Source organism: Flaviaesturariibacter aridisoli (assembly GCF_004343705.1).
Taxonomy (GTDB): domain Bacteria; phylum Bacteroidota; class Bacteroidia; order Chitinophagales; family Chitinophagaceae; genus Flavisolibacter; species Flavisolibacter aridisoli.
Genome location: NZ_SKFH01000025.1, coordinates 15033 through 38257 on the forward strand (window position 1 = coordinate 15033; position 23225 = coordinate 38257).

Genomic DNA, 23225 nt, shown 5'->3' on the forward strand with positions numbered 1-23225 from the left:
AATGAAAAACCCGGATCGCCATGCGATCCGGGTTGTATTCCCCTTCCCCTCGGGAAGGGGTTAGGGGATGGGCCGGGTGGCTTACAGCGAAAGCTTATCTTTCACGAGGCGGCCCGTGCGGTTGAAATAGAGGTAGCGCTTCTGGAAGTCGCCCTTGCTCACTTTGACGCGGAACTGCTCACCCCCGCCCTGCGTGGACGTGAGATACAGCTGCAGTACTTCCTTTACCTGCCAGTCGGAGAATTTGCTTTTCATGAAGCCGTCTTTTACTTCCGCCGACAGCCGTTCAAAGGAGATCGTTTTGTCGGAACCTTGCCAGACGCCCTTTTTGTTGTAGTGGGCAGTCATCCGCGCGGTGTCGCTCAGGAAGCGCACACTGTAGTCGCCGAGGTTGTCGCTGTACGACACTTGCTTCGCATCGGGGTATTGGCGGCTGAAGGAATCGGTAACGGCGGCGGGGATCTTGCCCAGTTGGGCCGAGGCGGAAACGGAACACAGAACGGCACAAAAGCAGGCCAGCACAATAGAGCGGAGCATGGGGGATGTGGTTTTTTAAGGAAGCGGAAAATTAGGGTTTTCCGCCGATAACGACCACGATTTCTCCCTTCACCCCTTTTTGCGCAAAGTGGTCGTGCACCTCCTGAAGCGGGCCCCGGACGTGCTCTTCAAACAACTTGCTTACCTCGCGGCTGACGCTGCAGGGGCGGTCCGCACCGAAGTAGGTGATGAACTCGGCCAGCGATTTCACGAGGCGCATCGGCGACTCGTAGAGCACGATCGTGCGTTCGTCCTGCGCCAGCTCCGTGAGCAGCGTATGGCGTCCTTTTTTGGGAGGCAGAAAGCCTTCAAAGCAAAAGCGGTTGGTGGGCAGGCCGCTGCTGACGAGGGCCGGCACAAAGGCCGTGGCGCCGGGCAGGCTTTCTATTTTGATCCCGTTGCGTACGCATTCGCGCACCAGTAGAAATGCGGGATCGGAGATACCCGGCGTGCCGGCATCGGTGATCACGGCCATCTTCTTTCCGGCCAGCAGTTGATCCACGAGGTGTTGCAGCACCTTGTGCTCGTTGTGCTGGTGGTAAGGCGACAGCGGCTTCTGGATATTGTAGTGCTGCAGCAGCTTCGACGAGATGCGCGTGTCTTCGGCCAGGATCAGGTCCACGTCCTGCAGCACTTCCAGCGCACGCAGCGTGATATCCTTGAGATTACCGATGGGAGTGGGAACTAAATAAAGCATGGAAGTGGGAAGTTTGAAGTGGGGAGTGAAAGAGCATAAACCTGCTTCCGACTTCCCACTTCGGACTTTTATACTTTCTCTATTTCGTAGTATTCCATCACCGCGTTGGCGAGCAGCTTCTTACTGGCTTCATCGGCAATAACGCGGGCGGCTTCTTCCGACTCGGCTTCGATCTGCAGGGTGATGCGCTTGCCGATGCGTACGTCGCCTACGCCCTTGAGGCCCAGGTTCGACAATCCGTTGAGCACAGCTTTTCCCTGCGGATCCAGCAGGTCTTTGAGCGGCATTACATTCACCTGAATCGTATAGGTCATGGAGAAAGGTTTTTGAGCGGTTTTTAGGGTTCTGAAGGTTCCGGTGCAAAGTAAAGCGAATACCGGCGAAAGGTTAATTGGTCTATTGGTTTATTAGTTGATTGGTAACCGGTTCAACGAGTTTGGAGTAACTGGTGGCGAAGAACAATCCTTACCAATAAACCAGTAGCCGAATAGTCCATTACACCGTGATGTCTGTTTCCTCGCGGTCGGTCTTCGGGCTCACTGCGGAGACTGCCGGCTCTTTTACGAAGAAAGACAGCACTACATACAGGAGGAAGATAGCCGGCACCGAGAGCCAGCCCAACAGGATGATCAGTACGATCCCGGCCGCGACGAGCGCATATTTGAGGCCGTTGTTGCGCAGCGAGTAGTCGCGGAACTTGAGCGCCATCATCGAATGACGGCTGACCATAAGGTAAGCCACCAGCGCAATGAGCGCATACAGCACCCAGGGGTTCAGCAGGAAGCGCGCGATGTTCCAGTCCTGGTCGTACCAGAGCACCAGCGGCAGCGAGGCCACCAGCAGGCCGCCGGCGGGTGAAGGCACACCTTCAAAGCTGTATTTCTGCGTGGTGCTGATATTGAACTTGGCCAGGCGCCAGGCTACGGCGATGGTAAAGACAAAGGCCGGGAGCAGCGCCGCCCAGCTCACCTCGAGACCGTTCTCGTTTTGCGCATAGGCCATGCGCAGCAGCTGGTACAGGATCATCCCCGGCGCCACGCCGAACGACACCATGTCGCTGAGCGAGTCGAGCTGCTCGCCCATGCCGCTTTGCGCCTTCAGCAGGCGCGCCAGGAAGCCGTCCAGGAAATCCACTACCGCCGCCGCAAAAAGAAACAGCGAGCCCCACCAGATCTTCTCCGGGAAATTAACGATCGTGCCCGTGGCCGATTCGTCGCTGAGGGCAATGATGTTCTCGCCCGTTTGCAGCACGCACACAATGGCGAGGCAACCGAAGACGAGGTTCAGGAGGGTAAAGAAATTCGGGACTTGCTTCATGAAGAGCGGGTTAGTGGGACAAATATAACGACATGGGGTCGGGAAGCCCCAGGCAACCGTCATTGCGAGGGAGCGTAGCGGACGAAGCTATCTCATGCTCACCTACTCAAGTGCCTCAAGAGGCTCCGGAGTCAAGAGGGTAAGATTGCTTCGTTGTCTTCCTCCGGTCGCCGCCTCGCAATGACGGTTCCGATGAGCCTAGCCTCGCATCGCCGCCTCGATCTCTTCCACCGTGATCGGGATGCCGTCAAACAGGTCCACGTTGCCGTCTTTCGTGATCCATATGTTGTTTTCGATGCGGATGCCCATTCCTTCTTCTTCGATGTAAATGCCCGGCTCCACGGTCAGCAGCATGCCTTCCAGCAGGGGGCCGCTGCGGGTGCCGAGGTCGTGCACGTCGAGGCCGAGGTGGTGCGAGATGCCGTGGTACAAGTACTTGCGGTAAGCGCGGTTGTCGGCGTCCTCGTTTTTCACATCGCTTTCGGAAAGCAGCCCGATCTGCACAAACTGCTTCGTGGCCTCCTCCCCTACTTTGTCGGTATAGTCCAGGATGGAGATGCCCGGCTTCAGCAGGCTTTTGGCGTAGTTGTGCAGGTGCAGGCAGGCGTTGTACACTTCGGCCTGCCGCGCCGTAAACTTCCCGTTGACCGGGATGGTACGTGAGAGGTCGGCGTTGTAGCCGCCATAGGCCGCGCCGAAGTCGAGCAGCAGCAGCTCACCGTCTTTACACTCCGCGTTGTTGCTTACGTAGTGCAGCGTACGGGCCCGGTCGCCGGAAGCGATGATGGAGCTGTAAGCCTCGCCCGAGGCGCGCTGCGACAGGAAGCTGTGCACGATCTCCGCTTCAATCTCATATTCCATCACGCCCGGTTTTACGAAGCGGCATACCCGCTCAAAGGTGTTGGCCGTGATGGCGATGGCCTGCCGCGTCACCTCGATCTCGAAGGGCGTTTTTACTGCGCGCAGCTCGCCCAGGATGCGGGCGGCCCGCTCGAAGCGGTGCAGGGGATAGCGCCGCTGCAGCTCGGCGATGTAGCGGTAGTCGCGGGTTTCGAAAAAAGGACCCCGGCGGTCGTTCTCGTTGCTGTCGAGGTAAATATTGTCGGCGGCATGGATCCAGCCCTGGAGCAGGCCCTCGAGGCTGTCGAGCCAAACGATGCTGCTTATGCCCGAGATCGCGGTGGCCTCCTCGCGGCGAAGCCGCTTGCCGTCCCACTTTTCCTTCAGCTCGTTGGGGCGCACCAGCACGAGCACCTCGCGGTACTTCGGGTCGGGGTTGTCGGGAAACAGGATGACCATCGAGTCTTCCTGCTGGATGCCGCACAGCCAATACAGGTCGCTGTTCTGGCGGAAGGGATGCAGCGCGTCGCCGTTGGCGGGGTATTCGTCGGCCGAAAGAAAGATGGCGATCGAACGGGGCGCCAGGCGCTCCACGAAGCGGCGGCGGTTGCTGCTGAAGAGCTCGGGATTGAGGGGCAAGTGCTTCATGACGGCAATGTAGGCGGGAAACGGGAATCGGCAATGAGTCGTGAAGCGTGAGCCGTCAGCCGTGAACCGTCCGTCCTGGCTAAAGTGAGCGCCCGTTCGTTAATTAAAAAGAACCTGCAGCTCTGGCATAATTCTTTTACTGCAAGGAACCTTTCACTACCTCACCCATGGCCGAAGCGCCTTATTCCGAACGAGCCGCGCGCGCCTCACCGCTCACGGCTGACGATCCTAATGTGTACCCGTCACACGGCGCGAAAAATGCTAAGACACAAACTTTTACCTTTGTATTCTAAACAAACGATTGCTTCTATGTCAGTACCTACAATTTCCTTCCCGAAGGGGAAGCTGGTGACGATTGGCCTTACCAACACGGATGTCATTCATTATCAGTCTACACCCGAAGAACTCGTGCAGGACTCCCTGCGCCTGGGTGAAGGAGAGCTCACCGACAGCGGCGCCCTTGCCATCCGGACCGGGGAGTTTACGGGCCGCTCACCGCAGGACAAATTCACCGTCAAGGACGAAACCACCGAGAACACCGTTCACTGGAACAACTTCAACATCCCGATTGAAGAAAAGTATTTCTTTATCATCAAGGAGCAGATCCTGGCTTACCTCAACCAGCAGCCCGAACTCTGGGTGCGCGACTGCTACGCCTGCGCCGACCCGCGCTACCGCCTCAACATCCGCGTGGTGACCGAAAAGCCCTGGACCAACCTCTTCGCCTACAACATGTTCCTCCGCCCCGAAGAAGAGGAACTGGAAGACTTTGAAGCCGAGTGGACCGTACTCTCCGCCCCCGGCCTGCACCTCGACCCCGCCGTTTGCGGCACCCGCCAGCACAACGCCGCCGTGGTTTCCTTCAAGCACAAGACCATCCTCATCGCCGGCAGCGGTTATACCGGTGAGACCAAGAAAGGCATTTTCAGCGTGCTGAACTACATTCTCCCGCAGGAAAAAGGTGTGCTGAGCATGCACTGCTCGGCCAACATGGACGACAAAGGCGACACCGCCGTGTTCTTCGGCCTCTCCGGCACGGGCAAAACGACGCTCTCCGCCGACCCGAAGCGCAAACTGATCGGCGATGACGAGCACGGCTGGACGGCCGACGGCGTCTTCAACTTCGAAGGCGGCTGCTACGCCAAGCTGATCAACCTCTCCGAAGAGAAAGAACCCGAGATCTTCCACGCCATCCGCCCCGGCGCCATCGTGGAAAACGTGACCTTCTACGAAGGCACCAATAAGATCAACTTCGACGACGCCTCCATCACGGAGAACACGCGCGTTTCGTACCCGCTCGATTTCATCTCCAACGCCGCCGAGCCCTCCATCGGCAATGTGCCCCGCAACATCTTTTTCCTCACCTGCGACGCCTACGGCGTGCTGCCGCCCATCTCGAAGCTGACGAAGGGCCAGGCCATGTACCAGTTCATTTCGGGCTACACCGCCAAGGTGGCCGGCACCGAAGCGGGTGTTACCGAGCCCAAGCCGACCTTCTCGGCCTGCTTCGGCGCTCCCTTCCTGCCCCTGCACCCCGGCAAATACGCCGAGATGCTTGGTAAGAAGATGGAGGAGAACCAGGTGAACGTATGGCTGATCAACACCGGCTGGACCGGCGGCCCGTACGGCGTTGGCCACCGCATGAAGCTGGGTTATACCCGCGCCATGATCACGGCCGCCCTCGAAGGGAAGCTGGATGGCGTGGAAACCGTCAACGACCCGATTTTCGGCGTTGCGGTACCGAAGGAAGTGCCGGGCGTGCCCACCGAGGTGCTCACCCCGCGCAACACCTGGAGCGATGGTGCCGCCTACGACGAGAAGGCGAAATACCTCGCCGGCCTGTTCGTGAAGAACTTTGAGAAATATGCCTCGGGCGTCAGCGAAGAGATCCGCAACGCCGGCCCGAAGGCCTAAGTAGCTACGCTTGCTGTATGATTGACAGAGTCCCGGCCTTGCGCCGGGACTTCTTTTTTTCTGGGACTGAAGTCCCAGGCGAAAAAGGGCGCCGCTATGCGGCGAAGGCGGTTGTCCCGGTTTGAACCCACACGTAGTGTGGATGCCTTCCGGGACAAGCGGGCTGGATCTACAAGCCGTGTAAATGGCTTCCGGAACAAGCGGGAGGCATCCACACGACGTGTAATAGCCAACCGGAACAAGCGGAAAGGGGTTACACGGCGTGTAACAGGCAACCGGGACAACCGGAACACATTTTCACAGCGTGTAAGTACCAGCCGGAACAACCGGAGGCAGGTGACACGGCGTGTAACCGCAAACCGGGACAAGCGGTGAGGTACAGGGGCGTTTCGCGCCCCTTTCCTTTGGAGAGGGGTTGGGGGTGAGGTCGGATGCCGCCGGAAAGCCGGTTTTCATCTCCAAAAAACCGCCTTTTACCGTAAGTGTCAACGGTTTGATAGCCGGCCGGAGTAATTTGAATACGAAATTCAACCGGCTCATCGTTAAACAAACCTATGAACCTGACGTCCCTCGGCCTCCCGATCCTGCTGCTTGCCTTTTCCGGAATGCGTCTCACCAGCGCCGCACCGGAAGTTACGACCGCCACTACGGAACCCTCCCTTCTTATCGCTGCCGTGTCCTCCGAAAAGCCCCTCCGCGAGGAGAGCCCGGAGCTTATTCCCTGGACGGCCCGCCGCATCGTGGGCTGGGAAGATTTCCAGTCCGCACCGGTAACCGGCACGGAAGCAGTGGCCTCCACGAGCACCTCGCTCGGCCTCACCTACCAGCTGAAGGACGGTGTGCTGACCTACAATGTGACCTGTAATTTTCAGAAAACGAAGTCCTGGGGCCTCATGAAGACGGAGTATATCCTGGCCCACGAGCAGGCGCATTTCGACATCACCGAGCTCAGTGCCCGCCGCCTGCACCAGGAGCTTTCCAGCTACGTATTTGACCGCCGCACCTTCAAGGCCGACCTCTCGCGCATCTACAATGCCGTGGTAGCCGAAAAGGAAGCCCTCCAGAATACCTACGACCGCGAAACGGACCACAGCCGCAACCGAAAGGTGCAGGCGGAATGGCTCCAGCGCATCGACCAGCAACTGGCCGACACAGAGCCGTATGCCAGCTACCCCTGATAATTTCAGATCTCGGATTTCAGAATTCAGATTGGAATCAAATAATAGAAAATGGATCGCTGTGCGATCCATTTTCTATTTAAATCTGAAATCCGAGATCTGAAATCTGAGATTATTCAAATACGTGAAACCGGATCGCCATCTGCAGCCAGCTCTTCGTGTCGCGGCCCTCGATATTGGCGGGGGTCCACTTGCCGCTGTTCTTAACCAGCTGCAGGGCGGCCTGCTCGAGGCCGTAGCCCACTTCCTTACCGATCGTGCGGCTTTCGCCCACCGAGCCGTCGGCATTGATGGCAAAGCGCACGGTGACCACGTAAAAGCCGGTTTTGAGCCCCTGCTTAGCGGCTTCGAGGCCGGCATTGAGCACGAGGGCCGAGGAATTCACATAACGGCTCCACTTGTCGTTGCCACCGGGGAAGAAGGGCGGCGTATCGACATAGGGATATACAAAATCACTGTTGGCTAAATAAGAGCGGACATCCTGGAGGCTTTGGCGCTCGGTGTCGGTCTGGGCAAAAGCGGCGCTGGCGGTCAGGGCCAGGACAAAGGCGATGAAGGTGCGTTTCATGAGAATAGGGAGTAGGTTAACAACACCCTACTGAAAACAAATAGCGTGCGGATTATTTTTAATATGAACGCGCCTTATGGATGGGGTCTTTGTTGCCCGGTTTGAGCGGGAAAGGTTGGGGAAGGGAAACAAGGATCTTAACCGCGAAGAGAATAAGAAAAGAAGTTGGTACGCAAAGGGTAAACGAAATGAACCTGCCAAAGGCAGGTCCATTCATATTCTTAGAGAAGCGCTTATTCTCTTCTTTTCTTAGCGGTGAAAAACCTTCTTCTCCTTAGCCTCCTTAAAACAGCCCGAACAGCTCCGCATCGATCAGGTTCACGATCTTTCCGAAGTCTTCGGCGCGGTCGCCGAACTTGTTCTCGTCGCCGTTGATGATCAGCAGGGGGCCTTCCTTATAGCCTTCGATCCACTTGTTGTAGTAGTCGTTGAGGCGCTTCAGGTAGTCGAGGCGGATGTTCTCTTCGTAGTCGCGGCCGCGCTTCTGGATCTGGCCTACGAGCGTCGGCACGGAGCATTGCAGGTAGATGAGCAGGTCGGGGGGCTGCACCATGCTCTTGAGCGTGGAGAAGAACGTAAAGTAGTTGTCGTAGTCACGCTTGGTCATCAGGCCCATCTCGTGGAGGTTGGGCGCGAAGATGTGGGCGTCTTCGTAGATCGTCCGGTCCTGGATCACCGTTTCGCTGCCGCGCTGGATGTCGATCAGCTGGCGCAGGCGGCCGTTGAGGAAGTAGATCTGCAGCGGGAAGCTCCAGCGGGGCATGTCCTCGTAAAAGTCGTTCAGGTACGGATTGTCGTCCACGTCTTCAAACTGCGGGATCCAGCGGTAGTGCTTGCTGAGCATCTCGGTGAGCGTGGTCTTGCCGGCGCCGATGTTGCCGGCGACGGCGATATGTTTGGGTTTCTGATTCTTCGGCATAAACGGAGAGCGGTGGGATAGGTCCCTTCCCGTGAGGGGGTTGGGCTGGGTCGGCCCAAATTAGGGCATAGGGTTGAGATCGGGTAAAAAAAATCAGCACAGGTAGTTCAGTCCCATCAGGCGGCGCACCTCGCCGAGCGTGCGCTGCGCGCTTTCGCGGGCGGCCTCGGCGCCGCGCGCCATCACGCGTTTCAGGTAGTCGGTGTCCTTGCGGATCTCGACGGCCCGGCCGCGGATCGGGGCGATAAAGGCGACCATATCCTCCGCCAGCTGCTTTTTCATGTCGCCGTAGCGGATGCGCGCGCCGTTGAAGTCGCCGCGGAATTTCTCCACCACTTCCGGAGCGCTCACAAGGCTCATGACCTGGAAGATGTTCTGGATGTAGTCGGGCATTTCGGAGTTTGGCTCCGTGGGGCCGGCGTCGGTCTTGGCCTTCATCACTTTTTTGCGAATGAGCTCGTCGTCGTCGGCGAGGTAGAGCGTGGCGTTCTGGTTCTCGCTCTTGCTCATTTTACCCGCCCCGTCGAGTGACGGAACTTTTACGAGTTCCGCGCCGAAGTTAAAAGCCTGCGGTTCGGGGAACAGCTCGCCGTAGCGGTGGTTAAAGCGCTGGGCGAAGTTGCGGGTCATCTCCAGGTGCTGTTCCTGGTCTTTGCCTACGGGCACGTACAAGGCACGGTGAATGAGGATGTCGGCGGCCATCAGCACGGGGTAGGTCAGCAGGCCGGCGTTGACGTTGTCGGGCTGGGCGCGGACCTTGTCCTTGAAGGTGGTGGTTTTTTCCAGCTCGCCTTTGTAGGCCAGCATGTTCATCAGCAGGTACAGTTCGGCGATCTCCGGAACCTCGCTCTGGCAGTAAAGCGTCACCTTTTCGGGATCGAGGCCGGCGGCGATGTTCTCGGCCAGCACGTTGAGCACGCTGTGCTCCAGCTCGCGGGTGTCGGGGTGCGTGGTGAGCGCATGCCAGTCGGCCACGAAGAAATAACAGTTATACTCCTCCTGCATCCGCACATAATTGCGCATGGCACCGAAATAATTGCCCAGGTGCAGTTGCCCCGTGGAGCGGATGCCGCTGACGACGATTTGCTTGCTCATTAAACCTCGATTGGAGCGCGAAAATAGTTTGAAGTTTCCAGTTTCCGGTTTCCAGTTGGCCAGGGCCGCACCCCCGCTGCGCCCAAAAGCCTACTTTAGCACGATGACCCGTTTCCCGGGCCTTTGCGCCCTGATCGTGCTTGCCACATGGCCCTGCGTTGCCCCGGCGCAATCGCCCGTGGAGGCGGCCATCTTCCACCAGCTTCCCGAAGCGGCCCTCCTCGAGCTCCGGGTGCCGGCGCGCAGCCTGCAGGCGATCGCCTACCGCGCCCTCTACAGCGACCCGCCGCCTTCGGCCACCGACAGCAGCGTGCGCAGCTTTTACCCAAGCGGTCACCTGGAAGCGGAACGGCGCTACCTCAAAGGCGATGGCCGCCTGCTGGACGAACGCGTGTACCGCGACAACGACCGGGACGAACTCCTCCGGACGCGGGTCTCGGGCCAGCCCAATTTCTCGTACGATTTCCAGTACGACAGCACGGGCCTATCGGTCGTCACCTGGACCGAGAACGGCCGCCCGATGAAACGCAGTTTTCAACGCCAGCGCGACGGGTCCGGGCGCACCATCGACGAAAGCAGGGCGCTGAACGGAAGCGAGGAGTACCACTACCGCTTTACCTGGGATGCCGAAGGGCGCAAGACCAGCGAGGTCCACCTGGACGTCAACGGCACCGTCACCGACACCTACCAGTACCGCTACGACCGGGCGGGCCGCCTCGTGCAGGAGCTGCGCCTCAACAGCCGCAATGAATCCGAATACACGGCCACGCATCAATGGAACGGCGCCGGCCTCCTCACCCGCACCGACCATGGCCGCGGCGGCTACCTGGATCGGTATACGTTGTTTCGCTATGACAACACCGGCCGAAAGACCGAAGAGGCCACTTTTTACGCCAACGGCCGTGCCAGCGACCACCGTTTTTTCACCTACGACAGCAGCGGCACTGTGCGCAAAAGCTGGACGAGCGAGCTCGCCTCCGACGACTGGCTGCGGTTTGACCAGGAGGGTCATTGCCTCGAACGCCGGAACGACCTGTTGCACGCCGAATCGCGCTACGCGCAGGGACTTTTGGTGGCCGACAGCCAGTTTATGCAGGAACGGCTGGTCATCGCCTACGCGTACCAATACGACGGGCAGGGGCGCGTTCAGATGCGCACCGGCTCCGACGGCGATACGGTTCGCTATACCTATGGCAACTGCGGGCCCGAACGCGCCACCCGCAGCGTTCCGGGAAATGGCCCTTACCGGCGCGCCTACCAGGTAGATACGGTCTTTCACTACGACAAGCAATGCCGCCTGGTAAAGATCGAGCAGCCGGTGTACGAAGACCGCAGCGGCTGGGACCTGCCGGCACCGCCGCCACCCACGGAATTGTCGGTCCGCTATGCCTACGACCGGCGCGGGCGCCTGCTGCGTGCCTGGCACACGCGCAACAACGACACGACGGCGCAGGTGATCGACTGGAGCTACAGCCCCGACGGCAGCCGCGAAGTACGGGTGCGGGCAGCAGGCAGCGGCGCTCCCCTCCTGCGCTGCCGCTACGGGGCCGACGGCCTGCTCGTTTACTTTTGCCAGGACGCTACGGCCCGGCCCGTAGAACACTTCTACACCTACACGTTCGACGAGCGCGGCAATTGGATCCGCCGCGATGAGGCCATCACGGGGCGCTACGGCTGGACCGAGCACGCCCTGTCGCTGCGCCTGGTCAACTATGAGTGAGGGTTCAACTATATTTGAGCTATGCAAGGCATCATCCACCTCGAAGGCATCCGCAAGAATTACTTCCTGGGCAAGCAGGTCATCGAAGTGCTCAAGGGCATTTCGCTCAACATCTTCCGCAACGAGTACGTGGCGCTGATGGGCCCTTCGGGCTCCGGGAAAAGCACGCTGATGAACATTCTCGGCTGCCTCGATACGCCCACCGGCGGCCGCTATGTGCTCAACGACAAAGACGTGAGCCGCATGACCGACAACGAGCTGGCCGGCGTGCGCAACAAGGAGATCGGCTTTGTATTCCAGCAGTTCAACCTTCTCCCCCGCCTCACCGCCGCCGAAAACGTGGCCCTTCCGCTCGTGTATGCCGGCATCGGTAAAAAAGACCGGATGGAAAAAGCCCTGCACGTGCTCGACATGGTCGGGCTTGCCGACCGCAGCCACCACAAGCCCAATGAAATGAGCGGTGGCCAGAACCAGCGCGTGGCCATCGCCCGCGCCCTCGTCAACGATCCTTCGATGATTCTCGCCGACGAGCCGACGGGCAACCTCGATACAAAGACCTCTCACGAGATCATGGAGATCTTCGGCAAGATTCATACATCCGGCAATACCGTGGTGCTCGTCACCCACGAGGAAGACATCGCCAACCACGCCCTCCGCATCATCCGCCTCCGCGATGGCGTGCTGGAAAGCGACCGGCGCAACCAGACCGCGCACAAAGCAGTGTAGTGGATTGGTCTATTGGTGTACCGGTAAATTGGTAAAAGACTCCGCTGTGCGGAGTTAACTTTATTCCGCGAACTTTACGTCGCTCGAACAGTTAGGTGAGGTACGAACAGAGTTCACGCTTACCAATTAACCAATAGACTAATAAACTAATCAACGCTCCCTCCCATGGCACTGAAGATATACACCAAGACCGGCGACAAAGGCACTACGGCGCTCATCGGCGGCACGCGCGTACCGAAAAGCCATCTCCGCATTGAAAGCTACGGTACCGTAGACGAACTGAACTCCTGGATCGGCGTGTCGATGGACCACCTGTCCGACGCCCATTCGGTGATGACGCTGCGCGAGATCCAGGACCGGCTCTTTACCCTGGGCTCCGCGCTGGCCTGCGATCCCGAAAAAGAGCCGAAGCTGAAGATCCCCGACCTGCACCAGGGCGATGTGGAGCTGCTCGAAAAAGAGATCGACCGGATGAATGAAGCCCTCGAGCCGATGCGCTCCTTTATCCTTCCGGGCGGTGCGCCGGCCGTTTCCTTTCTCCACGTGGCACGCTGCGTGTGCCGCCGCGCCGAGCGCCTTTGCGTGGCGCTGCAGGAGGTGGACGCCGACCTCGAAACGCTGATCCTGCAATACCTCAACCGCCTCAGCGACTACCTCTTTGTGCTGGCCCGCTACGCGGCGCACCTGTTGGGCGTGGAGGAGATCAAGTGGAAACCCAGGGTGTAGTGCATTGATCAATTAACCGGTTAACCGGCTGATTCATTAACTGATTACTTTCCCATCTTTCATAGATACCACACGGTCGCTCAGCTGGGCGAGTTCTTCGTTGTGGGTCACGATGAGAAAGGTCTGGCCGAGTTCGGCGCGGAGGCGGAAGAAAAGATCGTGGAGTTCTTTGGCGTTGGCGGAATCGAGGTTGCCCGTGGGTTCGTCGGCGAACACGATGTCGGGGCGGTTGATGAGGGCGCGGGCCACAGCCACACGCTGGGCCTCGCCGCCGGAAAGCGTCCCGGGCTTGTGATCGAGGCGGTGACCGAGGCCAAGCAGCTGGAGCAGGCGCTCCGCTTCCGGGCGCACGGAGCTGCGGCTGCGGCCGGCGATCCAGGCGGGTATCGACACGTTTTCGAGGGCAGTGAATTCGGGCAGCAGGTGGTGAAACTGGAATACGAAGCCGATACGGCGGTTGCGTACCTCGGCCAGCTTCCGGCCTGCCAGCTTCGTCAGCGTGCTGCCGCCGAGTGTCAGTTGCCCGCTGTCGGCCCGGTCGAGGGTGCCGAGAATGTGGAGCAGCGTGCTTTTGCCGGAGCCCGAAGGACCCACAATAGATACGATCTCGCCTTTGTCCAGCGACAGGTCAACGCCCTTGAGCACTTCAAGCTGCCCGAAGCGCTTGTGAATACCGGTTGCCGTTAATAAAGCCATCGGCGCAAATATAGTTTGTGGTGGGTAGTTTGTGGTTAGTAGTTAGGGGAACCAAGGGCCGGCGTGCGCAGCCAACCACAACCAACAAACCGCAAACTACAAACGGCCCTCCCCGAAGCCTGATTTGAAAAATTGCGTTTTCCCCCTACTTTTGCCGAAATTTCCGGGCCGCCCCGGACGTTCAACCCGTTGATTGGCATAGAAATTAGTCCGGGTTAAACGGAACTATTTAGCTACCGATAAAACACGATAATCATGTTCTGGACACTGGAATTAGCCTCTTACCTGGAAGACGCACCCTGGCCGGCTACTAAAGACGAGCTGATCGACTACTCTATCCGCTCGGGCGCACCCATTGAAGTGGTGGAGAACCTGCAGGAGCTCGAAGACGAGGGCGAAGTGTACGAAAGCATCGAAGATATCTGGCCCGACTACCCGTCGCAGGAAGATTTCCTCTTCAACGAGGACGAGTATTGAGCCGCACTGAACCGTGCAAAAAAGCTGCCCCCGACGGGCAGCTTTTTTTTACCTTGCCCTTCGCTAAATCCCCCTGCATGAACCGCATCTTCCCGCTTCTCCCGGCCCTCCTCGCCGCCGGCACCTTACAGGCCCAATCGTACCACTACGACCGCAATACCGGCGAAGTGACCGTGGGCGGCAAGACGGTGTTCTACCTCGCCCGCACCAACGGCACCCTGGGCTATGCCGTGCGCAATGCTGCCGGGCAGGACCTGATCCGCGTGTCGAATGGCGAAATGGACAAAGAAGGCCGCGGTGATGTGGCCGGCTACAAATTCACCTTTGCCGCTTCGGGCAACTATTGCTCCTTCCTGCCTTCGTCCGTTGGCTTCAACACCCAGAAGTCGATCATCAACACGGTATTACGCCACAGCCTTGTGGCCGCCGACACGGTTACGGCCAGCAGCGAGCGCGCCTTTGTGCTCAGCAACCGCGGACACTACGAGCGCCCCGCACCGCCGCAGACGGTCATAAATACGAACAGCACGGCGCCCGCCGTACCAACAACACCGACTGTTGTTGCTACCCCAACGTCAGCCGCTGGCAATGCCACTTCGGACAGCGTCTGGCTCAATGGCGAAAAAGCCTATGCCGGTAACCGGTTGATCGGAAACTTCCGGCGCGAGACAGACATTCATGGCCTTTATGTGATCTATGGCCCCGACGATCTCTTCGTAGCTAAAGCCGGCTGTTACCCGGGCTGCACCGAATGGAACATCGAAACAAAAGACGAGAAAACGTTCCGGCTTCGTAATTACCCGGACAGGAGCCTGGAACGCGTCTTTGAATTCCTGCTAAAATTCAATTATTTGAAATAACCTCCTAAAAAGCAAATCCCCGCCAGCTGGCGGGGATTTGCAATACTCATTACGGATCATTCGTTACTCATTTTCCTTCGGCATCATCGTATCGATAATCGCCTGGCTCACCCCCGTGAAGGAGAAGCCGCCATCATGAAACAGGTTCTGCATCGTGATGTAGCGCGCCAGGTCGGAGAAGAGGAAGGAGCAGTAGTTGGCGCAATCTTCGGCCGAAGCGTTACCCAGCGGGCTCATCTTGTCGGCGTAGTCCACGAAGGCGTCGAAGCCTTTCACACCCGATCCAGCCGTGGTGCGGGTGGGCGATTGCGATACGGTGTTCACACGCACCTTGTTGCGCACGCCGTAGTGATAGCCGAAGGAGCGGGCGATGCTTTCGAGCAGCGCCTTGGCGTCGGCCATTTCGTTATAGTCGGGGAACACGCGCTGCGCGGCGATGTAGCTCAGGGCCACCACCGAACCCCATTCATTGAGGGCGTCGAGGTCCCAGGCGGTGCGCAGCACGCGGTGCAGGCTCGTGGCCGAAATGTCGAGGGTCTTCTGGTGCCACTCGTAGTTCATTTCCGTGTAGTGCTTGCCCTTGCGCACGTTGATGCCCATGCCGATGGAGTGCAGCACAAAATCGACCTTGCCGCCGAAGTGCGCCATCGACTCTTCGAAAAGCTTCTTCAGATCGTCCATGTTGGTCACGTCGGCACCGATAACGGGCGCGCCGATCATTTCCGAAAGCTTGTTGATCTCTCCCATGCGGAGCGCGACGGGAGCGTTAGAGAGCACGATCTGCGCGCCCTGGGCGTGGCAGGCGAGGGCGGTCTTCCAGGCGATCGATTTTTCATCGAGTGCGCCGAAGATGATGCCTTTCTTTCCCGCCAGTAGGTTATTGGCCATAAGTAGATTTTTTAAACCGATGCTCGGTGCACAAATATAATGTGCTAGTCTGCTAATGTGCTAGTCTGCCGATACATATTCTCCGCTAACAATGCGAACGCACGGCCAATGGCGGGACATTCGTTTATCAGCAGACGGGCAGATTAAATCATCAGCAGATCAGTTCATCACCATTTCCCGTGCATTCTCCAGCGCTGCGGCTGTGGGCTTCTCGCCGCTCAGCATTTTGGCGATGGCCACTACGCGTTCGTCGGTGGAAAGGGTGCGGATGCCGGTCTTGACGATATCTTCCTGCACGGATTTGTACACGAAGAAGTGACGGTCACCCTTACCCGCGATCTGGGGCTGGTGCGTGATGCAGATCACCTGGCGGGCAGCCGCGAGGTCTTTAAGAATGATGCCCACCTGCTTGGCCGCTTCACCCGAGATACCGGTGTCGATCTCGTCGAAGATGAGCGTGGGCAGGTTCATGGAGGTGGCCACCAGCGATTTGATGCACAGCATGAGGCGGCTCAGCTCACCGCCCGAGGCCACCTTGCGCAGCGGGGCAAACTGGTTGCTTTTATTGGCGTCAAAAAGGAATTCGATCTCGTCGAGGCCGAAGGGCAGCAGGGCGGCGCCGGGCGCCACCTGCACCTTCAGGCGCGCGTTGGGCATGCCCACCTGGGCCAGCATCGCGTTGACGCGCTTTTCGAGCGGCGCCACCTGCGCGCTGCGTGCGGAAGACAGCTCCTTTGCCAGCTTCAGCGCCTCTCCTTCCCGTAGTTCTACGGTACGGGCCGCGGCAGCGATATCGCTGTCGATATTGAGCACGGCCTGGAGCTTTTCCTCCAGGTCAGCCTTGATGGCCAGCAGTTCGGAGGTGGTTTGCACGCCGTGCTTCTTCAATAATTTATAACCGAGCGACAGGCGCTCGTTGAGTTGTTCGATCGTAGCGGGGTCGGCGTGCACCTGGCTGCTGATGCGGTCCAGTTCGCCGGCAATATCCTGCAACTCGATGTACGCCGATTCGAGACGCTGCGTCAGCGCGGGCAGGTCGGGGTGCAGGTCGCGGAACGGCTGCAGGGCCGAGGTGATGCCGCGAAGACCACGCACCATCGGCGTTTCTCCTTCGCCCAGCTCGTAGCAGGCTTTGCCCAGTGCGTTCTTGATCCCCTCGGCGTTGGTCTGCACCTTCAGCTCGCGATCGATCTCTTCGAGCTCGCCGTCGCGGAACGCCGCTTCCTCGAGTTCACTGTATTGAAACTGGTGGTAGTCGAACTCACGGGCGGCTTGCGCCTTCGTTTCCTCGAGGCGGGCGAGAACGCGGCGCGCTTCGGTAAGATCGGCATAAACGGCGCGGTAGGCTTTGAGGGGGGCGCGGTTGCCGGCAAGCGCGTCGAGCACCTGGCGCTGGAAGTCACTTTCGCCGAGCTCGAGGGTGTCGAACTGCTGGTGCAGGTCTACAAGCAGGGAGCTCAGCTGGTTGAGCTGAGCGAGGTTAACCGGCGTATCGTTCACAAAGGCGCGGCTTTTCCCCGAAGGGGCGATCTCGCGGCGAACCACGAGGTCGTCCTGCACGTCGAGCTCCTGCTCCTGCAGGAACTGCTGCACGGCTTCGTCGAGGGCTTCATGGCGAAAGAGGCCTTCCACCACGCATTTCTTCTCGCGATTGAGGAGGGCGCCGGCATCGGCGCGGCGGCCGAGGATCAAGCCCAGGGCGCCCAGCAGGATGGATTTACCGGCACCGGTCTCACCGGTGATGATGTTCAGGTTTTCGGAAAAGTCAACCTCCAGCTGGTCGATGATGGCGTAGTTCTGTATCGCGAGTCGGGATAGCATACGGGTCAACAAAATAAAGCAAAAGGCGCCGCTCCACCACGTGCGGAAGGCCAAAAAATGATAAATTTTTTAGCAGGATTTCCCGGCGGGAAAAACAGCAAGGTTTTAAAGGAAAAGAAGGTTCGGAACCGCGAAGAGAAGAAGCAAAGAAGACCGTACGCTAAGGTGCCGACAATAAAAACGTCCCCGCCTTTGGCGGGGACGTTTTCGTATCTCTTCGCGAAACGCTTATTCTCTTCTTTTCTTCGCGGTAAGAAACCTTATTGGGCTTCCAAACCTTATTGCACCTCGATGGAGTCGCTCAGCTCGGTATCGACGAGGATACGGCCGCAGTTTTCGCAAACCATTACCTTTTTGCGCTGCTTGATCTCGCTTTGCTTCTGGGGCGGGATAGCGTAGAAGCAGCCGCCGCAGGCGTCGCGCTCAACCGGCACCACGGCCAGGCCGTTGCGGTACGAAGAGCGGATCTTCTCATACGAGGTGAGCAGGCGGGGATCCACAGCGGTGCGGGCCTTCTCGGCGTCCTGCTGGTACTGCTTTTCTTCGGTTTCGGTGGTGGAGATGATCTTCTCGAGTTCGCCTTTTTTGGCGTTCAGCACGCCTTCCTTGTTGCCGAGGGCTTTCTTGGCCTTGTCGAGGGCGATGGCTTTCTCGGAAATCTCTTCCTTGGCGTCCTTGATATGTTTCTCGCAGAGCTTCACCTCGAGCTGCTGCATTTCGATCTCCTTGTTGATGGCCTCGAATTCGCGGTTGTTCTTCACGTTTTCGGAGTCCTTCTCGTATTTCGCTACCAGGGCTTCGGCGGTTTTGATCGCTTCCTGCTTCTGGGAAATGAACTCGGTGATGCCGTTGATCTCCTCCTCGATGCGCAGCTGGCGGGCCTGGAGGCCCTGGATCTCGTCTTCGAGGTCGGCCACTTCCATGGGCAGCTCCCCTTTCAGGATGCGGATCTCATCGAGCTTGGAATCGATCTTCTGCAGGTTCACAAGGGCGGTCAGCTTTTCTTCGACCGAGTATTCTTTTACGTTTGCCATGAGCGGGTATGACGTTTAAAAGTTTGATTCGCCCGGCGCTTCCTGACCCAGGAAATACCGGAGCGGGTTCGTCGGCACCGACGATTTAAGGACGGCAAAGGTAGGGAATTTTCCGGCGATTAGCTCCCGGAGGAGGTCTACGGTAAACTGCTCGCTTTCCCAGTGGCCGATGTCGGCCAGCAGCATCCGGTCTTCGGCGTCGAAAAACTCGTGGTACTTGACGTCGGCGGTCACATAGGCGTCGGCGCCGGCGGCCATCGCCGCCCGGATGAGGAAGGCGCCCGACCCGCCGCAGAGGGCCACCCGGCGTACCGGCTGCCCCGCTCCCGCCGTATGCCGCACCACGGTCAGCCCGAAGGCTTCTTTTAACTTTTGCAGGAAGGCTTCCGGCGCCAACGGCTCGGGCAGCTCGCCGATAAGGCCGGCGCCGACGCCGAGGTGCGCGTTTTCCATCGTAAAGATGTCATAAGCTACTTCTTCGTAGGGATGATGGTCCACCAGGGCCTTCACCACCTGGTTTTCCAGGTAAAAGGGGAAAACGATCTCGATCTTGGTCTCCCGCTCCGCATGACGCTTGCCCACCTCGCCCACGTAGGGGTCGGCGCCTTCTTCGGCCTTGAACGTGCCCTCACCTACGGTGTTGAAGCTGCACTCGGAATAGTTGCCGATGTGGCCGGCGCCGGCAGCAAAGACGGCGTCGCGCACCGCCCCGGCCTTGTTTTCGGGCGCAAAGGTGATGAGGCGGCGCAGGGGCCGGGCTTTCGGCGCCAGCACCCGCCCTCCCACGATCCCGAGGCGGTCGGCCATGCGGCGGCTGACGCCCTCGATCACGTTGTCGAGGTTGGTGTGACAGGCATAAATGGCGATATCTTTCTTAATTGCGGTAATCAGGGCCCGCTCGATGTAGTTCTTCCCGTTGATCCGCTTCAGTCCTTTGAACACGATCGGGTGGTGCGCCACTACGAGGTTGCAGCCGCGGGCGGCAGCCTCTTCGATCACTTCGGGGGTGGCGTCGAGGGTGCAGAGCACGCCCGTGCACGCCCAGCCGCGCTGGCCGGTGATGAGCCCGGCATTGTCGTAGTCTTCCTGCAGCTCGGGGGCAGCGAAGCGCTCGAGCACCTGGAGGATGTCGTGGATCTTCATGCGGGCAAGATAGGTCAGTTCAGCGTCCAGCTGATGCCGAAGCGGGCTCCCCGCAGGAACGTGGGCTTGCCCGCCAGGAATCCTTTGGACTGGCGGTAATCCGTAAAGCCATAGGAGTAGCCGGCATGAAGCGCAATGCGGCTGAACCGCAGCGCCACGTTGGCACGCCCGCGGAAGTCGATACCCGGATTTTCCGTATCGCCGGAAACTGTTTCGGTATAGGAGCGGCCGTTGTTAAAATAGGTGACCCTTCCGCGCTGTTTGCTGCTTCCCGGAAAGGCAAATTCAGGCCCGGCTGTAAGGTCGAGCTTCACGCGCTTGTCGAAAACGCGGCCACCGAAGAATACGTGCATCGTTCCAAAGCCGGCGCTCCACTCCACCCATGATTCCCGCTCCGCGGCGTTCAGCTGTGGGGAGGCGCTGTAAGGATTTATCACCAGCGAGTCTACGCGGCTACTGGTGCGCAGCCGCTCATAACTAACCGACACACCGCCCACAAAGCGGTGGGCGCCTACCCGCAGCACCTCGATCGCTACACCAGTGGCCAGCGCCGGCCGGTGTCCGTACGGGTTGGAAACGCTGCCTGGGCCGGCGGGGGGCAGGAGGTAACGCGTCACAGGCGTCGCACCTTTTCCTCCGAAATAAAACAGGCCGGAGTTGAGGGCTATCCGCATTTCATTTTTCTGCGCGTGGGCACCGCCTGCCAGCAACACGGCAACGAGCAAAGGGTTCTTTTTCATAGAGGAGGGTAAAGGTAATTGTAAGAAAACTGGCTTAGCGGCTATCGGCAGCTACCGTCGGGTGACGGTTCGGTAAAAAAGGCCGCTGCAGGTGCAGCGGCCTTCGAAAGCGAACATTCATGGCATCAGCGCGTTTTCACAAAGGAATATGTCCGGACGTTTTGCTGGGTGCGCACGCGCACCACGTAGGTACCGGCTGGCAGTCTACGCAGGTCGAGCTGCACACTGGTCTTTGCGGTTCCCGAGGTCTGCACCGGCAGCACGCGGCCGTTGAGATCCAGCAGGTCCACAGACAGGACCGATTCGTTGTTGCCGAGGCGCACCGTCACAAAGTCGCTGGCCGGGTTCGGAAAGAGCCCGGCTTCGGCAGGAACGTCGCTTCGCTTGCGGGCGAGTTCGTCGATATTGCGCTGGGCAATGATCGACGTGTTGTAGCTGTTGCCGCCAAATGAATAGGAAGTGATGGTCGGCGACTGCGTACAAGGGATGTTCTGGTAGCCCCAGTCCACTGTTGCTTCGAAATTAGTGCCCGGTCCTGCTTCGAACTTCGGATTCAGTAGCACGTAGGCTCCGGCACGGAAGGTGACCTTCTGCGTCGTGTTGATCGTCGTATAAAAGTCTTTGGTAAAGTCTTCGGTGCCACTGGTCACGATGCTGTACGGAAAGTAAAACTCACCTCCGGAATTGAACGGGTAATTGCTCGAGTAGCCGTAATAGGCGCTGGCGGGCTGCTGGTAAAGCGACGTACCGAAGTTACTCCAAACATAATAGGAAGTGGCCGGCGGCGCCAGGGTGTAGTTTGCATAAGGCGGCAGGGCCGACACATTCGTGGAGATGTCGCCAGGAATGTCGGCGGGGTTGCCGGGCCGCTCTGCTATGGCGAAATCGCGCACGAAGAAGATCTGTCCGCCCTGACCATCAGCGCGGCGCAGGACGGCGCGGATCCGGAGACTCACCGTCATGATGCCGTCCATAATGTTCATGGATGCCTTGTTGATGCAATCCAGCGGGTAGTACGCGGTTTGAACCGCGTGATACTTCCCCTCGTCCGTGTCGTATTTGGCCACTTCCAAACGGTTGGCATACACATCGGCCGCCATATGGTTATAGAATCCAACCGGGAGGCCGTCGGCCGTTCCCCGCCGGGGCGCCCATTCCAGCGGACCGAACTGCGCCGGTTCCCGCTGGGCGTCGCTGGTATTGTAGTTGTTGGTCACTTTAGCCACGAGCGCGCCTTCCAGGCGCTCAAGCACCAGCCCGGTCCCGCCATTGTATACCACCTGCAGGTTGTCGCGCATCCGGTACGCCACGTAGGGAACGGTGGTAGCCACGTGGTATTGGGCGTAAAACGATGCCGACGCCGGCTCCAATGCGCGCCGGTTGTAACGTAGCACATCGGCGGTGGGCGTTACCTTCAGGTTCAGCGTTCCCATCGGATAGTTAAAATAGGTGGCATTGTTGGCGTTGGTCGGCGCGGCCGACGTGCCGGGCAACTTCATCACGAATTTCTGCACCACCACCTGGGCAGTGATCGTACCGGATATAGTCAGATTGTATGAGGTATAAGTGGGCGACGCGGCAGCGGCCACATCATCCTTGAAGAACCCGATCACGGCTCCAATCATATTCAGTGTCTGGCCTACGGTCCCAAGAAAACCGCTGACCGATTGAAACGTTTTCGCAAAGCTGGCTTTCGAGTCGGTGGCGGCGAGGATGCCTTCCGCTTGCTTGCGCAGCGCGCCAAGAAAGCCTGTCTTTCCGCTTAGTGACGTGACCACCTTCTGCGCGCTTTCGTGCACCTTAGACACGAATTCGTCGAGCGATTTGGACAGCTTCACCATCCGCTCGCCCGTGGCCGTGTAGTTAAAGCTGCCGCCACTGGATACCGATGGTGTAGAAGCCGCCTTGAAAGCCAGGTTGGCAGCAGCGTCGGCACTGCTGGCCGATACGGAGCTGCCTTCCACTTTCGCCTCCAACTGGTTCGACGTAACCCCATAAATGGTTACTTCCAACGATGCGTTCGCGTAGTTTGTCGACGTGATGTTATCATCGAGCATCATGTAGAATTCGGCTACCGCCCAGTTGTTACCACCAACCGATTCCCCGATGGAAATGATCAGGTCGGTGTTGGCTCCAAGCGCCTGGTTGTTGCTGTATTTGTCGATCGCCCGTAGCTGCTGGCTGCCGTCGGCAAGCGTGGCAGGGCGGAAGTCGTATACACTTTTTACGGCCATCAGCAGCGATTGGTAGTTGGCTGTCGACTGCGCGGGCAGGTACACAAACACCCGCATCAGGCCCGTGTAGCGGTTATAGAGTACGAAGTAGGGATTGGCCACATCGGTCTGACAGCCGAACTTGCGCAGCAGCAGTTCCCAGCCTTTCGCCTTCGTGTAATCGCCTTCATCGGCGATTACTTTCAGCTTGCCGCTGCCGGCGTTGACCCAGGGGGCACCCATTCGGACAAGCAATGGGTCCGGTCCTGTCTTCGCATACCAATTGCCGCAGTAGTTCGGGTTGGTAGGATCGTTCAGCTCCCAATTCCAGAAGGAGTTGCCGGCGCCGTCGCCATAGGGACCGCACACGTTGGTCGCATTAATATCGGTCGCATTGGGACATTGCGCCCCGCCTGCCATCCAGACCACGGAAAGCAGGCATGCTATCATAATTTTCAATCGCATATG

The 23225-nt window shown here is 58.9% G+C and carries 22 protein-coding genes; 7 read left to right on the top strand and 15 right to left on the bottom strand.

Annotated features, from left to right (window positions below; genetic code table 11):
- Positions 1-81: 81 nt before the first annotated feature.
- The 5 genes from E0486_RS13460 to E0486_RS13480 all read right to left on the bottom strand — a co-directional run bounded on the left by E0486_RS13460 (position 82) and on the right by E0486_RS13480 (position 4039).
- On the bottom strand, positions 82-537 hold the full coding sequence (locus tag E0486_RS13460) for a PepSY-like domain-containing protein (RefSeq protein ID WP_131852702.1): 456 nt from the start codon (positions 535-537) through the stop codon (positions 82-84).
- 31 nt (positions 538-568) lie between these two features.
- Positions 569-1234 carry a 16S rRNA (cytidine(1402)-2'-O)-methyltransferase gene (gene rsmI, locus E0486_RS13465; protein WP_131852703.1) on the bottom strand — a complete coding sequence of 222 codons (666 nt, stop codon included), beginning with the start codon at positions 1232-1234 and terminating at the stop codon, positions 569-571.
- Between the two features lie 68 nt (positions 1235-1302).
- Positions 1303-1548 (bottom strand): phosphoribosylformylglycinamidine synthase subunit PurS, encoded by a 246-nt coding sequence (gene purS, locus E0486_RS13470; RefSeq protein ID WP_131852704.1) that lies wholly within the window; start codon positions 1546-1548, stop codon positions 1303-1305.
- Positions 1549-1729: 181 nt separating this feature from the next.
- Entirely contained in the window at positions 1730-2551 is an 822-nt protein-coding gene (locus E0486_RS13475) for a CDP-alcohol phosphatidyltransferase family protein (protein WP_131852705.1), read from the bottom strand.
- A gap of 198 nt (positions 2552-2749) precedes the next feature.
- Positions 2750-4039, bottom strand: a complete 1290-nt coding sequence (locus E0486_RS13480) for an aminopeptidase P N-terminal domain-containing protein (protein ID WP_131852706.1) — start codon at positions 4037-4039, stop codon at positions 2750-2752.
- A 309-nt stretch (positions 4040-4348) separates the two neighbouring features.
- Between E0486_RS13480 and pckA the strand changes: the two genes are divergently transcribed.
- Together pckA and E0486_RS13490 are read left to right on the top strand one after the other, a co-directional pair.
- Positions 4349-5953 carry a phosphoenolpyruvate carboxykinase (ATP) gene (gene pckA, locus E0486_RS13485; RefSeq protein WP_131852707.1) on the top strand — a complete coding sequence of 535 codons (1605 nt, stop codon included), beginning with the start codon at positions 4349-4351 and terminating at the stop codon, positions 5951-5953.
- 554 nt (positions 5954-6507) lie between these two features.
- Entirely contained in the window at positions 6508-7131 is a 624-nt protein-coding gene (locus E0486_RS13490; RefSeq protein WP_131852708.1) for a DUF922 domain-containing protein, read from the top strand.
- A 112-nt stretch (positions 7132-7243) separates the two neighbouring features.
- Here E0486_RS13490 and E0486_RS13495 read toward each other — a convergent pair whose 3' ends face one another.
- The 3 genes from E0486_RS13495 to trpS form a co-directional block, all read right to left on the bottom strand.
- Positions 7244-7699, bottom strand: a complete 456-nt coding sequence (locus E0486_RS13495) for an energy transducer TonB (RefSeq protein WP_131852709.1) — start codon at positions 7697-7699, stop codon at positions 7244-7246.
- A 283-nt stretch (positions 7700-7982) separates the two neighbouring features.
- Positions 7983-8618: a deoxynucleoside kinase gene (locus E0486_RS13500; RefSeq protein ID WP_131852710.1), complete on the bottom strand. Its 636-nt coding sequence runs from the start codon at positions 8616-8618 to the stop codon at positions 7983-7985.
- Positions 8619-8711: 93 nt separating this feature from the next.
- On the bottom strand, positions 8712-9713 hold the full coding sequence (gene trpS, locus E0486_RS13505; RefSeq protein ID WP_131852711.1) for a tryptophan--tRNA ligase: 1002 nt from the start codon (positions 9711-9713) through the stop codon (positions 8712-8714).
- A gap of 103 nt (positions 9714-9816) precedes the next feature.
- Between trpS and E0486_RS13510 the strand changes: the two genes are divergently transcribed.
- The 3 genes from E0486_RS13510 (at position 9817) to E0486_RS13520 (ending at position 12885) form a co-directional block, all read left to right on the top strand.
- The gene (locus E0486_RS13510) at positions 9817-11433 is read left to right on the top strand and encodes an RHS repeat domain-containing protein (protein ID WP_131852712.1); all 1617 of its coding nucleotides are present in this window, start codon (positions 9817-9819) and stop codon (positions 11431-11433) included.
- Between the two features lie 21 nt (positions 11434-11454).
- Positions 11455-12159, top strand: a complete 705-nt coding sequence (locus tag E0486_RS13515; protein ID WP_131852713.1) for an ABC transporter ATP-binding protein — start codon at positions 11455-11457, stop codon at positions 12157-12159.
- A 165-nt stretch (positions 12160-12324) separates the two neighbouring features.
- On the top strand, positions 12325-12885 hold the full coding sequence (locus tag E0486_RS13520) for a cob(I)yrinic acid a,c-diamide adenosyltransferase (protein ID WP_207906254.1): 561 nt from the start codon (positions 12325-12327) through the stop codon (positions 12883-12885).
- A 36-nt stretch (positions 12886-12921) separates the two neighbouring features.
- Here the strand turns inward: E0486_RS13520 and E0486_RS13525 are convergent, their stop codons facing one another.
- A complete protein-coding gene (locus tag E0486_RS13525) occupies positions 12922-13581 on the bottom strand; it encodes an ABC transporter ATP-binding protein (protein WP_131852714.1) in 660 nt (219 codons plus the stop codon).
- Between the two features lie 255 nt (positions 13582-13836).
- Between E0486_RS13525 and E0486_RS13530 the strand changes: the two genes are divergently transcribed.
- Together E0486_RS13530 and E0486_RS13535 are read left to right on the top strand one after the other, a co-directional pair.
- The gene (locus E0486_RS13530) at positions 13837-14058 is read left to right on the top strand and encodes a DUF2795 domain-containing protein (protein ID WP_073045655.1); all 222 of its coding nucleotides are present in this window, start codon (positions 13837-13839) and stop codon (positions 14056-14058) included.
- 77 nt (positions 14059-14135) lie between these two features.
- Positions 14136-14918, top strand: a complete 783-nt coding sequence (locus E0486_RS13535) for a hypothetical protein (RefSeq protein ID WP_131852715.1) — start codon at positions 14136-14138, stop codon at positions 14916-14918.
- Positions 14919-14981: 63 nt separating this feature from the next.
- Here E0486_RS13535 and E0486_RS13540 read toward each other — a convergent pair whose 3' ends face one another.
- The 6 genes from E0486_RS13540 to E0486_RS13565 all read right to left on the bottom strand — a co-directional run bounded on the left by E0486_RS13540 (position 14982) and on the right by E0486_RS13565 (position 23207).
- Positions 14982-15806: an enoyl-ACP reductase FabI gene (locus tag E0486_RS13540; protein WP_131852716.1), complete on the bottom strand. Its 825-nt coding sequence runs from the start codon at positions 15804-15806 to the stop codon at positions 14982-14984.
- A gap of 159 nt (positions 15807-15965) precedes the next feature.
- Positions 15966-17627, bottom strand: coding sequence for a DNA repair protein RecN (gene recN / locus E0486_RS13545; RefSeq protein WP_131852717.1), 1662 nt, complete (start codon positions 17625-17627; stop codon positions 15966-15968).
- Positions 17628-17905: 278 nt separating this feature from the next.
- Positions 17906-18661: a zinc ribbon domain-containing protein gene (locus E0486_RS13550; RefSeq protein WP_131852718.1), complete on the bottom strand. Its 756-nt coding sequence runs from the start codon at positions 18659-18661 to the stop codon at positions 17906-17908.
- A 15-nt stretch (positions 18662-18676) separates the two neighbouring features.
- The gene (locus tag E0486_RS13555) at positions 18677-19804 is read right to left on the bottom strand and encodes a Nif3-like dinuclear metal center hexameric protein (protein ID WP_131852719.1); all 1128 of its coding nucleotides are present in this window, start codon (positions 19802-19804) and stop codon (positions 18677-18679) included.
- 14 nt (positions 19805-19818) lie between these two features.
- Complete coding sequence (locus E0486_RS13560; protein ID WP_131852720.1) at positions 19819-20544, bottom strand: hypothetical protein; 726 nt, start codon at positions 20542-20544, stop codon at positions 19819-19821.
- A gap of 125 nt (positions 20545-20669) precedes the next feature.
- The gene (locus E0486_RS13565; RefSeq protein ID WP_165917331.1) at positions 20670-23207 is read right to left on the bottom strand and encodes a T9SS type A sorting domain-containing protein; all 2538 of its coding nucleotides are present in this window, start codon (positions 23205-23207) and stop codon (positions 20670-20672) included.
- Between the last annotated feature and the right edge of the window lie 18 nt (positions 23208-23225).